At 27.4% G+C, this 13567-nt stretch carries 12 protein-coding genes; 7 read left to right on the forward strand and 5 right to left on the reverse strand.

What is annotated here, in order from left to right:
• Positions 1–325: 325 nt before the first annotated feature.
• The 3 genes from BFN48_RS00005 (at position 326) to BFN48_RS00015 (ending at position 2859) form a co-directional block, all read left to right on the forward strand.
• Entirely contained in the window at positions 326–934 is a 609-nt protein-coding gene (locus BFN48_RS00005; RefSeq protein ID WP_069648839.1) for a hypothetical protein, read from the forward strand.
• A gap of 275 nt (positions 935–1209) precedes the next feature.
• Positions 1210–1506 (forward strand): hypothetical protein, encoded by a 297-nt coding sequence (locus BFN48_RS00010; RefSeq protein ID WP_069648840.1) that lies wholly within the window; start codon positions 1210–1212, stop codon positions 1504–1506.
• Positions 1507–1518: 12 nt separating this feature from the next.
• Positions 1519–2859, forward strand: a complete 1341-nt coding sequence (locus tag BFN48_RS00015; protein ID WP_069648841.1) for an extracellular solute-binding protein — start codon at positions 1519–1521, stop codon at positions 2857–2859.
• A gap of 87 nt (positions 2860–2946) precedes the next feature.
• Here BFN48_RS00015 and BFN48_RS00020 read toward each other — a convergent pair whose 3' ends face one another.
• Both BFN48_RS00020 and BFN48_RS00025 read right to left on the reverse strand, forming a co-directional pair.
• Positions 2947–4227, reverse strand: coding sequence for an L-cysteine desulfidase family protein (locus BFN48_RS00020; protein ID WP_069648842.1), 1281 nt, complete (start codon positions 4225–4227; stop codon positions 2947–2949).
• A gap of 178 nt (positions 4228–4405) precedes the next feature.
• Positions 4406–6187: a sigma-54 interaction domain-containing protein gene (locus BFN48_RS00025; RefSeq protein WP_242863181.1), complete on the reverse strand. Its 1782-nt coding sequence runs from the start codon at positions 6185–6187 to the stop codon at positions 4406–4408.
• Positions 6188–6336: 149 nt separating this feature from the next.
• Between BFN48_RS00025 and BFN48_RS00030 the strand changes: the two genes are divergently transcribed.
• The 3 genes from BFN48_RS00030 to BFN48_RS00040 all read left to right on the forward strand — a co-directional run bounded on the left by BFN48_RS00030 (position 6337) and on the right by BFN48_RS00040 (position 11314).
• On the forward strand, positions 6337–6927 hold the full coding sequence (locus BFN48_RS00030; RefSeq protein ID WP_069648843.1) for a TetR/AcrR family transcriptional regulator: 591 nt from the start codon (positions 6337–6339) through the stop codon (positions 6925–6927).
• A 150-nt stretch (positions 6928–7077) separates the two neighbouring features.
• Complete coding sequence (locus tag BFN48_RS00035; RefSeq protein ID WP_069648844.1) at positions 7078–8277, forward strand: efflux RND transporter periplasmic adaptor subunit; 1200 nt, start codon at positions 7078–7080, stop codon at positions 8275–8277.
• A gap of 16 nt (positions 8278–8293) precedes the next feature.
• A complete protein-coding gene (locus BFN48_RS00040) occupies positions 8294–11314 on the forward strand; it encodes an efflux RND transporter permease subunit (protein ID WP_069648845.1) in 3021 nt (1006 codons plus the stop codon).
• Between the two features lie 41 nt (positions 11315–11355).
• Here the strand turns inward: BFN48_RS00040 and BFN48_RS00045 are convergent, their stop codons facing one another.
• The 3 genes from BFN48_RS00045 to mntA all read right to left on the reverse strand — a co-directional run bounded on the left by BFN48_RS00045 (position 11356) and on the right by mntA (position 12864).
• A complete protein-coding gene (locus BFN48_RS00045; protein ID WP_069648846.1) occupies positions 11356–11556 on the reverse strand; it encodes a hypothetical protein in 201 nt (66 codons plus the stop codon).
• Positions 11557–12047: 491 nt separating this feature from the next.
• Positions 12048–12458, reverse strand: a complete 411-nt coding sequence (gene hepT / locus BFN48_RS00050) for a type VII toxin-antitoxin system HepT family RNase toxin (protein ID WP_069648847.1) — start codon at positions 12456–12458, stop codon at positions 12048–12050.
• Positions 12451–12864: a type VII toxin-antitoxin system MntA family adenylyltransferase antitoxin gene (gene mntA, locus BFN48_RS00055; protein WP_069648848.1), complete on the reverse strand. Its 414-nt coding sequence runs from the start codon at positions 12862–12864 to the stop codon at positions 12451–12453. Before mntA ends, hepT begins: the two co-directional genes overlap by 8 nt.
• A 275-nt stretch (positions 12865–13139) precedes the next feature.
• Here mntA and BFN48_RS00060 point away from each other — a divergent pair, with 275 nt between their 5' ends.
• Entirely contained in the window at positions 13140–13553 is a 414-nt protein-coding gene (locus BFN48_RS00060; protein ID WP_069648849.1) for a hypothetical protein, read from the forward strand.
• Positions 13554–13567 lie beyond the last annotated feature (14 nt).

Consider the following 13567-nt stretch of genomic DNA (forward strand, 5'->3'; position numbering starts at 1 on the left):
TCATCTCCATTTTTTCTAGTATTGATATTTGTTCTTTAATTTTTGCTATTGCTTTGTCATGTTGATTGATTCATTTAACTTTATTGTAACATTATTTCCATTGTTAGAAAATAATGTTTATTTAGTACTTTTGCACTATTGTTTGCTATTTATGTTTTAAGGATTAAATTTGAAATATTTTTCCATTTAAGAAAGGGAAATATTCTACATTTGATTAATTAATTATTTGTAAAAAATTAGAATGAAGTGAAGTAATATGGTATAAATGATATAATATAGAAATATTAAAGTGTAATTTTATAAAAATGAAATAGGAAGTGAAGGTATGAAGTTTAAAAAGTTTATAGTTATAATAATATTTATTATTAGTGTATTAGTAACAGTTTCTTGTACTGGAGTAGATAAGCGAATAGAGAACTCTAAAGGATTATTCTATAAAGAAGGGATTAGAGAATATTTACTTAATCAGGCTTCGTTATTAAAAAGCATTGAGTCAAATCTATATTTTATAAAAGAGTTTAGCGAAACTTATTCAAAAGATGAATTGATAAGAAGATTATCATATACTGAAGGTGTTGCAAACTCATTTCCTTCAATGGTAACAGTATTTAATCCTAGAGATGGAAGAGATGAAGCAGTGGAAAAGCTGTTTAAATGTAGTTTGGAGTTGCAATATGAAACTAAGAAATTTTCTCAAAATCTTAATAGAGTTATTCAAAAGTTGATTGATGAAAAAAGATTTGATAAAGATATGCTTAAATTAATTAAATCGTATTATGAAGTATATAGTTCTATAACTAAAAGCTATAAGCAATTGGTTAAGAAAAATGATTATATTACTGATGAGGATATTAATAGAGTTATTCAGATATTAAATCTTTTAGAAAAAGACATTGAAAAGTTGAAAGAATTAAATTCAAAAAACGTGGCATAAGGTAATTTGCCACGTTTTTATCTTTATTGTAAGGTAATTATATGTAATATAGTATCGATATTGATAAAAATTGTATAAGATGTTAATATAAACACATATATCAAATAATTACATATAATTCAAAAAAGAGAAAGAGGTGATATAATGAGACAAGCTAGACCTCCTAACAAAATAGCTTCTCAAATTATGTTAGAATTAGAGACTTATGCATATGTAATATTTTAACTTTATTTAAAAAGTATTTATAATGATTTTTAGAAGGGGGAGATATTTGTATGAAAAAGAAAGTTATATCATTTTGCACATTATTGATTTTATTATTAACAACTAACTTTTTTGTTTTTGCTGAAGTAGATCAGGATAGTATTTCAAAATTAGCTAATATTCAAATTATGAGATTTTCACCTATTGATGAAGTACAGCCAATGGTAGCTTTGTGTTGTGAAAACCCTGATATACATATCGAAACTGCAAAATTTTATGAAGATGGTAAATATGTAGGGAAATTAGTAATAAAGCGATGTTTTAATTGTGGGCATATATATTATAGTAAGTGGATTCCAGCTAATTAAAAGGTGATATAAATGAAAAAAGTTGTAATACTGATTCAATTGATGGTTATATTTCTAGCTGGTTGTTTTTCTGTTGACACGTTAAAATTAGGGAATCGAAATGGTGAACATGATGAGATAACTATAGTAATAACAGATTATGGTTATAATAAATCTGATTATTATAATGGGATTTTGAAAGAATATATACATGATTTTGCAAAACAAAATGGAGTTGAAGTAAGATTTTATATAATTAATGCTGCTGATAGTTATTCATATGAAAAAAAGTTGAGTTCAATATTACACAATAAAGATGGTCCAACTTTATTATTAGTTCCTTTAGGAAGTGAATATAAAAAATTTATAGATAGAGGAATTGCTTTGAGTGTAAAAGATAAAATCCCAAATATTAATAAAATTTATGAGGGGCTATCAGTAGAACCAGACTATTTTGTGCCTTTTGGCATGTCTTATTTACCTATGGCTTTAAATAAGGAAGTTTTTGAGGAATTAGGAATAAAAGAACCGATATTTGATAATTGGAAAAAGGAAGATTACTTGAAGATAAGAAAAATGTGGCTTGAAAAAAATCCAGAAATTTATACATTTCAATTTTTTAGCCTTTTAGATTACAAATTATATGATTTGGATATTTTAGATATTTCTAATAAAGTTATCAAACTAAATGATAAGAAAGTGAAAGAATGTTTAAAAGATATAAGAGCTGAAATTTTTTCAGGTAAATATATTTTAGATAAAGGCTATACATATGAAAATTTTTATAAAATGCATTTTGAAAAAGATTCAAAAGAGTATAAGAAGGCTATTCAAAAAATGATGAATAATACTGAAAAAAGATTATGGGGAAGTTATATTTGGTATAATCCACTTAAAACTTTTTATAGAGATGATGAAATAGATGTACACAATAAAATAATATTACCTAATGTAGTAAATAGTAACCCTTTAAAGGTTGAAGGATTTATTGTAAATAAAAATGGCAAAAATCAAGAAATGGGAATTAGATTTGTAAATGGATTATTAGATGATGAAATTCAGTTTAAAATGTATAGCGATAAATTCAGTCAATATCCTGTTAATAAAGAAATTGAAAGATTGATTAACGAACTAGAAAGAAATAATTACAGTAATACTAAACTAGTGGTTATAAGGAGACATGTATTAAAGCAGTTAAAATCAGGAAAAATTCAATCATTAAGTGATTATGATGTATTGTATAAAAATATAATTGAAAGTTTATATAAAGATTTATTCAAGTTTGTTTTTGCTGATAAACCTTATACAGACGAAGAAATGAGTAATGAGCTGCAGAAACTTGAGAGTAAATACAATATGTGGTTGAATGAGTAGAAAATAAGAAATAATAAAACGTGGCATAAGGTAATTTGCCACGTTTTTATCTTTTGTTTTAAAGAAGGGGGCATTTATTGTGAAAATCTATTTACTCATAATTTCTAAAATGACTTTATCGGTAGTATTCATACCATTTCTGCTTAATATTCCTAAATTTCTAATTGTTTCTTCTGCACTTTCTGCAACTATTCCGTTCTTAGGAAGAGCAATACTGTCATTTACTGCTAATAAAGCAGATTGTACTGCTGTTGAAGCTGCTGTTGCTAGCTTAAATGCACAGCTTACTTTAGCACCATCGCATATCATACCACTTAAATTCGCAACCATATTTTTTATAACCCCATCTATCTGATTACTATTTGCACCCATAAGCCACGCTATTGCAGCACCAGAACCAGTAGCTGCAGCTACTGCACAACCACATAATGCAGATAAACGTCCTATATAGTGTTTAACGTAGCAGTTTATTATATGACTTATTGCTAGAGCTTTTGCAATTTTTTCATTATCGATATTATATTTTTTCTTATATGCTGCGATTGGAAGTATAGCAGTTAGTCCATTATTTCCGCTTCCATTAGAACTCATTACAGGCATATTTAAACCAGACATTCTTGCATCTGAAGCTGCTGCAGTAAGCATTGCAGCAGTATTTATCAAATCATCAGCAATAATGTTATTTTTTATACTTTCATATATACTGTACCCGACACCAATACCAATTTTATTTTCAAGAGCTATGTTAGCAATTTTTTCATTCATTTCGATTCCTTCTAGCAAAAATTCTAATTTAGAAGGTTCGATTTCTTCAATTTCTTTAATGATGTCTCTAATTTTTAAATTAAATAATTCATTTGATTGATCATTTTTCGATTGACTGACATGATTTTTTTGGAAGATTATCTTGCCATCAGTTTCTAAATGAGTGAAACTATTATGCTTTTCTCTTATTATGACTTTAGAATAATTAGAGTTAGATTTTAAGTTAACTTCTATATAAACCTTTTCTTGAGTATTCTTTATACCTACTTTAATAATTCCTTTTTTTAGCATTTCTTTAGCTTCTCCAACCTTTTTAGTTGGAATATTTTCTAATACTCTTAAATCTTTTTCAGCTTTTCCTCCTACAACTCCAAGAGCCGCAGCGATGTCAAGTCCTATTTCATTTGTATTAGGAATTCCTACTCCTAATCCATTTTTATATATGTTAGGACTTACTAAAATAGTAGCTTCTATAACATTATCACTTTCTAAAAGTTCTTTAGCTTTTGCACATGCAAGAGCTACTGCGACAGGTTCGGTACAACCTATTGCAGGAACTACTTCTTTTTTTAGAGTATCTAGGATGACATCTTTAATGTTCATAAAATACACCTCCAATATAGATGTGGTTATCTGTAAGTAACGTATTATTCCTAACAAATTATAAGTGCAATATTTATGCCAATTGGGAAAATCACATTTTGAACGTATTAAGTCTCAAAATGAGAACAAAAAAAGAAAAAATAAGTCTCAAATTGAGATTAATTTCTCAAAATGAGACTTATTTTAATCCATATAATTTTATTTTTCTATAAATTGTTGCTCTACTTATACCTAGAGCTTTAGCAGCTTGATTTATACCTGCCTTGCTACTGCCGTATATTTTAAGAGCTTTAACAATTTCTTGTTTCTCTAATTCGCTAACTGGAGTGATTTTATTATCATTATTTATATTAATTCCTAAATGCATATTTTTAAAACGTTTAGGCAAATCGTCGATAGTTATAATGCTGTCTGTTGACATATTTACTGCATATTCTACTACATTTTGAAGTTCTCTGACATTTCCAGGCCAGTTGTAATTTAAAAATAGTGTTATGACATCCTCTGAAAATTTAGTTATGTTTCTGTTTAGTTTTATATTGAATCTATCTAGAAATTTACTGGCTAAAATTTTGATATCATCTAGTCTTTCTCTTAATGGTGGCAAGTTTATTGGAATTACATTTAGTCTATAGTATAAGTCTTCTCTAAATTCTCCTTCTTCAACTTTTTTTTCTAAGTTTTTGTTTGTAGCAGCAATTATCCTTACATCAATAGGAATTAAAGTGTTTCCTCCAATTCTGCATATTACATTTTCTTGAAGAACTCTTAATAATTTTGTTTGCATATGAATAGGCATATCTCCTATTTCATCTAGAAAAATTGTTCCTTTATGCGCAAGCTCAAATTTGCCTATTTTCCCACCTTTTTTTGCTCCTGTAAATGCACCTTCTTCATATCCGAAAAGTTCGCTTTCTATTAAGTTTTCTGGTATAGCTCCACAGTTTATTGGGATGAAAGGGTAATTTTTTCTATTACTTGAAAAGTGTATTGCTCTTGCAAACAATTCTTTCCCAGTTCCACTTTCACCTTGTATTAGGACGGTTGAAGTTCCCTTGGATATTTTTTTTGCATAATTTTTAACTAAGCTTATTTCTCTGCTTTCGCCAATTATATCTTCAAAGGTAGTAACTCTATTATTACCTGTAATATCATTTACTACTTTAATTATTTCTTTCATTTTATTGAAGGTGAATATATAACCTATGATTTTTTTGTTTATTATTATTGGTTTAGCATTATATATACCTCTAAGTTTTGTATTATTTATTTCATAGTTAAAAGTTTTGTTTTTATGAAGGTTCTTTTCTATTGCCGATAAATCTTTTATAGATAAATTATCTATGATTTCATTAATATTTTTGATTTTGTTTTTATTTAGCTGAAATATTTCATCGGCAATAGAGTTATAGCGAACTATATTTCCATTTGCATCTGTAAATATTACTCCTGTATCGATTGAGTTGACGAGAATTTCTAACTCTTTTGCCATTAATGTAATTTCTTTAGTTTTTTTATCTTCCTTTAGTTTTGAAGCTATTAAATCTGCCATTCTATTTAAAAAATCTAATAAGTTTTCTTTCTTTTCGAGAATGATATTTTTTTGTTTTTCATTAAATGCTATAAGTCCTATTATGCCAACTGTATTTCCATCAACGTTTATAGGGCAGCAAACTTGAGCATATTCTTTACAGTTAGCTTTATTTTGGCAGCCTTCACAAGCTATATGTTCCCTTGGGTTTTCTATAATGAAGCTTTTTCCACATTCTAGTGCATATGCAAAAAGGCAGCTTTTATCAATCTTTTTGCCGATACTGCTTATATATTTACCAGTGGCAGTAATTCTATTTAAATTTTTATCTACGATTGTTATATCAACATTGATAACGCTGACTATTGCATTAGATACCTTTACTAAAGTATCATATATTTTATTTAATTCGGGTATATTTTTATCCAAGATTATCCCTACCCTTCGAATGCTTATTTTGAATTTATAATACTAAATATTTCGATATTTGTCCAAAGGAATTGTAATTATTTTGAAATAAAATTTATTTTATGGTATTATAATTATAATAGAATAGTGAACGGGGGTTTACTAATAATATGCAAATATTGAAAGATGAAATAAGAGATAGTATATATAATGCTGCTTTGAAAGAATTTAAAGAAAAGGGCTACGAAAAGGCTTCTATGAGGAGTATAGCTAAAAAAGCAGGAGTATCAGTAGGAAATATGTACAGATATTTCAAAAATAAAGACGATTTATTTTTTGCAGTTATAGGTCCTGTATATAATGAACTTATAAAATTCATAAGCCAGCAGAAATCATTGGAGGCCTTTGACCGAGAAACTGAAAATTTGAATATAGATGTTCAGGCAAGAGAACTTGTAGAGATATATTTGAAATATAAAGAAGAATTATTAATTCTTATTGATGGAAGTAAAGGCTCAAAATATGAAGGTGCAAAGGAAGAGATAGTTAAGTTAGTTCAGAATGTCATAATAAATATTTTAGAAGTTAAAGCAAAGAACAGTAATATTAATACGGAACCTTATTTTGCATATGTTTTGTCAAAAAGTGTTATTGAGGGAGTAATACTAATATTAAAACATTATGAAGACGATGAAAAGGTTAGAGGTATGGTAATGCAGTTTGTTGGTTTTGTATTCAAAAATTTTGACGATAGGATTTAAGTAATTTTTTTAAGCTAAAAATGAACACTAGTTCACGATATTAATATCTAAATAGCATAAAACATCTAGTATCAAGTACCAAGTACCTAGTACCCAGTACCTAGTATCTAGTACCTATATATTTAATATCTAATTTCAGAGGTGATTGTTATGAGAAAAATTTTTATTATTGTTATTGTTTTGATTTCACTTTTACTTATTTCTTGTACAAATAAAAATAATGTAAACACTTCCAAACTAAAAATTAAACCCGTTAAAGTTATTGAAGTAAAAGAAGAAGTAAAAGATAAAAAATTAAAATATTTAGGTACAGTTACTGCTGAGGAAGTGAAGAAGCTTGGATTTAAGGTTTCTGGCAAGATACAAAAAATATATGTGCAAAAAGGTACTAAAATTAATAAGGGTATGGTTTTGGCTAAGTTGGATACAAAAGAATTAGAATTATCTGTTAAAGCTTCAGAATTTCAAATGAAAGCTGCTAAAGCTCAATATGACAAAATTTTAAATGGTGCTACTGAAGAAGAAATTAATAAAGCAAAATTAAATCTTAGCAAAGCTAAGGATGCTTATGAATTTGCTTATGAAAATTATGAAAAGATAAAAAAGCTTTATAAAGAGGGAGCAGTTTCAAAAAATGAATTTGACAAAGTAGAGCTAGAATTTAAGTTAAGACAGTCTGAATTTAATCAAGCAAACGAAGTATATAAACAGGTTTTAAAAGGTGTTAGATCTGAGGATAAAGAGGCTGCGTATGCAAATTATGAACAAGCTAAAATAAATTATGAATATAAAAAGAGTTTAATAGAAGGTGCGGCAATAGTTGCAGATATAGATGGATATGTAATTGATGTACTGTATAAAGAAGGAGAATTAGTACCAGAGGGAAGGCCAGTAATAATTATAAGAAATAAAAATCAAGTTGTTAAGGTGGGTTTATCTCAAAAAGATGTGAATAAAGTTAAACTTAAGAGTAAGGTTATTGTAAAGTGGGGTACTGAAAATTTAGTAGGAGTAATTACTAACATAGATGATATACCTGATACTCAAACGAGAACTTATAATGTTGATATAGCTTTAAGTGATGAACGATTGAAAATAGGTTCTATAGTAAAGGTTAGAATTATAGTAGGTAAAGAAACGGGGATATTTATTCCGATAAGTACGATAATGACTAATGGCGAAGATTATGTGTATGTAGTTGAAGATGATAGGATTACTATGAAAAAGATAAAGATAATAGAAATATGTGGAGATAGAGTTATGGTTGAAGGACTAGAAAGTGGAGATAAGTTAGTAATAGAGAATATAAAACAGATTAGATCAGGTGATAGAGTAAAGATTGTCGATTGAAGAAGGAGGTAAAGTTATGAGACAGTTGATTTCTGCTGCGATTAAGATGAGAAAAATAACCTTTTTTATAGTAGTACTTATTATGATATTCGGATTATATAGCTATTTTATTATTCCTAAACAGGAGTTTCCAGATTTAAATGCTCCTGCTGCTATGATTTATACTGTATATCCAGGGGCTTCATCTGAAGACGTAGAAAAACTAGTAACTAGAAGGATAGAAGAAAAGGTAGTTGAAATTGATGGATATAGTTACTGTAATTCTTATTCTAATGATGATATATCTATTGTGATAGTTAGATTAGATTATGGAACGGATATTAATAAAGCATGGAATCAATTAAGACAGAAAATGGATGATTTGCAAGCTGAACTTCCTGATGGATGTCTTGATATACAGGTAAATACGAATTTGGTTGATACCACAGGGATCATTTTGAGTATTACAGGAGAAAATTATACATATGATGAATTGGTTAATTATGCAGAGGTATTAAAGAAGGAACTTAGAAAGGTTAATGGAGTATCTAGATTTGAAATTGTTGGTGAGCAGGAAAAAGAAGTAGGTATTGAAGTGGAAGCAGAGAAATTGAACTTTTATAAAATTTCTTTAGACGATATAGTTAATATAGTAAAATTACAGAATACTGAATTACCATCTGGAAAGATTGAGTACGAAAATTCAAAAATAAATGTAAAGATTTCGAATATATTTTCTTCACTTGATGATATTAAAAATTTAATAATAGGCGTTTCTGACAAAAATGGTTCTATTGTTAGATTAGGGGATATTGCTGATGTATATATTAAAGCTAAAGATTCTAATGTAAGGATTAAACACAATGGAAAAAATACAATTTTATTAACTGGATACTTTAAAGAAAATGAGAATATAGTACTTGTTGGTAAAAAGGTTGAGAAGCAAATAACAGAAATAATTAAAGACTTTCCTGAAGACATATCGGTTAATCAAGTGCTATTTCAACCAGAAGAAGTAAGCAAATCGATTAATAATTTTATATTAAATTTAATTGAAGGAATGTTGTTTGTCATTATAGTAGTGTTTATGGGAATGGGGTTAAGAAATGCGATAGTAGTTTCAACAGCTATTCCAGTTTCAATTATATCTACTTTTATTGCTATGCATGTTCTTGGTATAAAGATACATCAAATATCTATTACTGGTCTTATAATAGCATTAGGTATGCTTGTTGATAATGCGATAGTAATTAGTGATTCTATACAAAATAAAATTGATAATGGTGACGAAAAATTCAAGGCTTGTATTGAAGGAGTAAAAGAAGTTGCTATTCCGATTTTAACATCTACATTAACTACAATTGGTGCATTTTTACCTCTTTTGCTGCTAGACTCTATAGCAGGAGAATATATATCTAGTTTACCTGAAATTGTAATGCTATCACTTTTTTCATCTTATTTAGTAGCATTAGTTGTAACTCCAACTATGGCATATACATTTTTCAAAAAAGATAGAGTAAAAGATAGAATGATTAGATATAAAGAGTTCTTTAATAGTATTTTGTATAGAGGAATGAAAAAGAAAAAAGTTACTATATTATTTACTATTTTTGTATTAGTAATGACTGTATTTATTTTTAAACAAATAAACCTTCAGTTTTTTCCTAAATCAGATAAAAATATAATATATATAGATATTAAAACAGAACGAAACTTAAGTATTTCTAATACAGAAGTATTTACAGCAAAGGTTATAGACATTTTAGAAAAACAGCCGGAAATTGTTAGTCATACTGAAGTTATAGGAGGAGGATTACCAAAGTTTTACGATTCGATTCCTATTACTGTCAGTTCACCAGATATTGCACAAATAATGGTTAGGCTTAATCTTAAAGAATCTGATAGGTTTAAGAATAATTCACAAATAGTTGATTACCTGCAAGAAATATTTGATTCTGAATTAACAGGGGGTACTGCTACAGTAAAACAATTGGAATTGGGCGAACCTATTGGTGCTCCTATAAGAATTAGATTGACAGGAAAAAATATAGAGAGATTGGGACAAGTAAGTAAAGAAATTAGAGATATTTTGCAGGATTTAGAAGGAACGGTGAATGTAAAAGATGATTATAGTGATAAAATATATGAATTTGAAATAGCAGTTGATTATGATAGAGCCTATCTTTATGGAATAACTAAATATGATATACAGAAAGAAGTAAGTGCGGCTCTACGAGGAAGAAAGGCATCAGTATTTAGAAAGAGAGGAAATGAGTATGATATAATTGTAAAGAGCAATATAAAAGCTAAGGAAGATTTAGAAAATTTGGCTATCAAATCTTCGTTTTCAGATAAAAAAGTATTGTTGAAAGAAATAGCCGATATAAAATTAAAGTCTGAAATACCGACTATTAATAAGTATGATTTAGACTTTGCTGTTATGGTTACAAGTGATGTGAAACCAGGATTTAATTCTATAGATATTCAAAAGGAGTTAATAACTAGGTTAAAAGATATAAATTTGGAAGGTGTAGAAGTTGCATTTGATGGGGAAAGGGAAAAAATTAAAGAGAATTTCGGAAGTGTTGGTAATTCTGCTATATTCGCTATATTGATTATATATGCGATACTAATGCTTCAATTCAAATCTTTTCGTCAGCCTTTGGTTATTCTTTTAACTATACCATTATCTGCTGTAGGTTCAATACTAGGTTTGTATTTGTTTAAACAACCACTTTCTTTTACAGCTTTATTAGGTATGGTTAGTTTGATGGGTATTGTTGTAAATAATGCAATAGTATTAATAGATTATATCAATAGTGCTAGAAAAAGAGGAGAATCAATAGAAAATGCATGTTTAAAAGCTGCTAATAGAAGATTTAGACCTATCATATTAAGTACGGCTACAACAATAATAGGACTTACTCCTCTAGTGTTTTCGGGAAGTAATTTATTCAGGCCAATGGCTATTTCGTTAATGTTTGGACTGTTAGTGTCAACGTTGTTAACACTAGTTATTATTCCGGTAGTATATAGTATTGTTGAAATCGAGGTTTAAATATAATTACAGTAGAGCAATTAACAAAAAAGATATACCTGCTAGTATAAGACTAAAATAATCGACATTGGAAAGTTTTTTTCTTCATAGCCAATATATTTTGGGAAAAACTTCATTATAGTTGCAGTTAAAATTAAGCTAAATGATCCTGATATTAGAAAAAGTTTACTGCTTTTAGATATTAATAAAACTAATAAATTAACGATTATGCATATTAATGGGAAAAGTATCTTTTTACTCATAGAGAATACCTCCATTAAATTTATTATTTATTTATATAGAAATTAACTACAATATACAAATCAGGAAATTTATAGACAAAAAGGAATATAATAATTGTTAGAGAATAAATAGAGCTTGTTGACAAAGTAAAATATATATGAAAATGACGCTCATGCGGACGAATTTAGAAAAAATTAAATTCTTTCAAGCATTCGCTTTCATTTTCATAAAATACTTAAGAGAATAAGTTGGTCAATAGCATGTAAATATGTAGTAATAGAGTTAAATATACGGACAGTAATTAAATGATGGGAGAATGGGGAGTTAAGGGCTATGGGAGATAACATGACACTTGGGCAGATTGAATAGATTTTTTAGATTATTTAAAGGATAATTTTATACATTCATATTTTGTGAATACCTTTATGAAGATGATGAATTTACCAATTGGACATTGTTTAATTTTTTTAGTAGATAAAAAACCTTCCTTCATTTTCACAAATAAAATATCTTAGTCATTTAGATTTAATATAACTGTAGCAAATTGTTTCATATCATTCAAATGCAATTCTATTATCTTCTTAACGATATCTAAATCTATATTTTGATAATCATGCACTGCGATATTTCTGAAACCTACCATAGCCTTAAGTTTTTTATTTAATTCCTTGCTTATTATGCCGTTTTTATGAAGCAATTCAAAACCGTCTCTGCTATTTTGAGGTATTCCTAATGATTTTTCAGCCACAACATGCATAGCTAAATCTATACACGCTTCAGCAGCTCTTTGAATATTTAGTATGATAGAATCTTGTTTTGTATAGTTTAAAAGATTTTGCGGATTATTTTCATATTCCTCATAGATACGCTTAATACATCTTTCAATTATAGCCACTTTATTAAAAATAACATCTTTACTCATATACATACCCTCTTTCTTTTATCTTTTGCAGTATCACTTGTCTTTCTTCGTTCAAAAGACAATATTCTTTCAATACTCTTATTCTATATTCACTTACTTTCCTGTCATCTTTAGAATAAATAATTTTACCATTACCAATGATTTGTGCTTTTAACACTGTTGTTGCCTTATTTAAATCTATTAAATCTACATCTCTATTTAAAACATCAGCTAATTCTTGACTAATCATAAAAATCTCATAGTCGTCAAAATATTTATCACTTAAAAATGCTATATCTACATCACTATCTTTTCTTAAACGTTTTTTGGCTGCAGAACCAAAAATTATAATCAAATACGGAGAAACTCTATTGATTAGTATATCTTTAATTTTTTCAATTTCTGCTGTTAAAAGTGTGTTTTTCAAACCAATTCTCTCCTTTTTAAATTAATTATAACATAACATTGTAATAGTATTTATATATACTATTTTTCTAATTTCTATAAAAAATTCCTTCAAAATTTTTATTTAAATTTTACATTTTAAAACAATAAAATGACATTTTAGGAAATCTCATTGAAAGGGAAAAAACATTTTTATATAATTAAAATGAAATGTTGGTAAAACATAGAAAATTTTCACGTTTATTCTTATGGTAATTAAGAAATATGATAGGAAAGAGGTGAAAATATATTATCGGTATGAAAAATTATAAAAGAAGATCAATATTTCTATATGCAGTGATTATTATTTCATTATTTATTAATATCGTTTTATATATAAAATATGAAGAAGAAAAAGATAAGAATATGTATATACATGATATAGTTCGTACTATAAGAGCTTCAACAAGGCCACATTTAGAATATTTGATTACTAATATAACATGCGATAAAAATTTGGAACGCTGGAAACCGATAATACAAGAAATTAGAGATAAGAGTTCTAAATCATATAAAATTGAAAACTATATTGTTATAAAATATGATAATGGTAATACTTTAATGGTGGAAACAGGAACAAATGAGTTAAAATTAAATGGAAGACGTTGTATTGCAGATATGTTCTTTTTAGATGAACAGCAGTATAAAAGATTTATATATACTAAAGAATAAAAGTTGTATTCAAG

Source organism: Caloranaerobacter ferrireducens (assembly GCF_001730685.1).
Taxonomy (GTDB): domain Bacteria; phylum Bacillota; class Clostridia; order Tissierellales; family Thermohalobacteraceae; genus Caloranaerobacter; species Caloranaerobacter ferrireducens.

What these genes read in the sequence shown, in the direction of transcription:
- BFN48_RS00040 (WP_069648845.1), top strand. Translation starts at nt 8,294, where the DNA reads ATGAGACAGTTGATTTCTGCTGCGATTAAGATGAGAAAAATAACCTTT.
- BFN48_RS00060 (WP_069648849.1), top strand. Translation starts at nt 13,140, where the DNA reads ATGAAAAATTATAAAAGAAGATCAATATTTCTATATGCAGTGATTATT.
- BFN48_RS00045 (WP_069648846.1), bottom strand. Translation starts at nt 11,556, where the DNA reads ATGAGTAAAAAGATACTTTTCCCATTAATATGCATAATCGTTAATTTA.
- BFN48_RS00005 (WP_069648839.1), top strand. Translation starts at nt 326, where the DNA reads ATGAAGTTTAAAAAGTTTATAGTTATAATAATATTTATTATTAGTGTA.
- hepT (WP_069648847.1), bottom strand. Translation starts at nt 12,458, where the DNA reads ATGAGTAAAGATGTTATTTTTAATAAAGTGGCTATAATTGAAAGATGT.
- BFN48_RS00010 (WP_069648840.1), top strand. Translation starts at nt 1,210, where the DNA reads ATGAAAAAGAAAGTTATATCATTTTGCACATTATTGATTTTATTATTA.
- BFN48_RS00035 (WP_069648844.1), top strand. Translation starts at nt 7,078, where the DNA reads ATGAGAAAAATTTTTATTATTGTTATTGTTTTGATTTCACTTTTACTT.
- BFN48_RS00015 (WP_069648841.1), top strand. Translation starts at nt 1,519, where the DNA reads ATGAAAAAAGTTGTAATACTGATTCAATTGATGGTTATATTTCTAGCT.
- BFN48_RS00020 (WP_069648842.1), bottom strand. Translation starts at nt 4,227, where the DNA reads ATGAACATTAAAGATGTCATCCTAGATACTCTAAAAAAAGAAGTAGTT.
- BFN48_RS00030 (WP_069648843.1), top strand. Translation starts at nt 6,337, where the DNA reads ATGCAAATATTGAAAGATGAAATAAGAGATAGTATATATAATGCTGCT.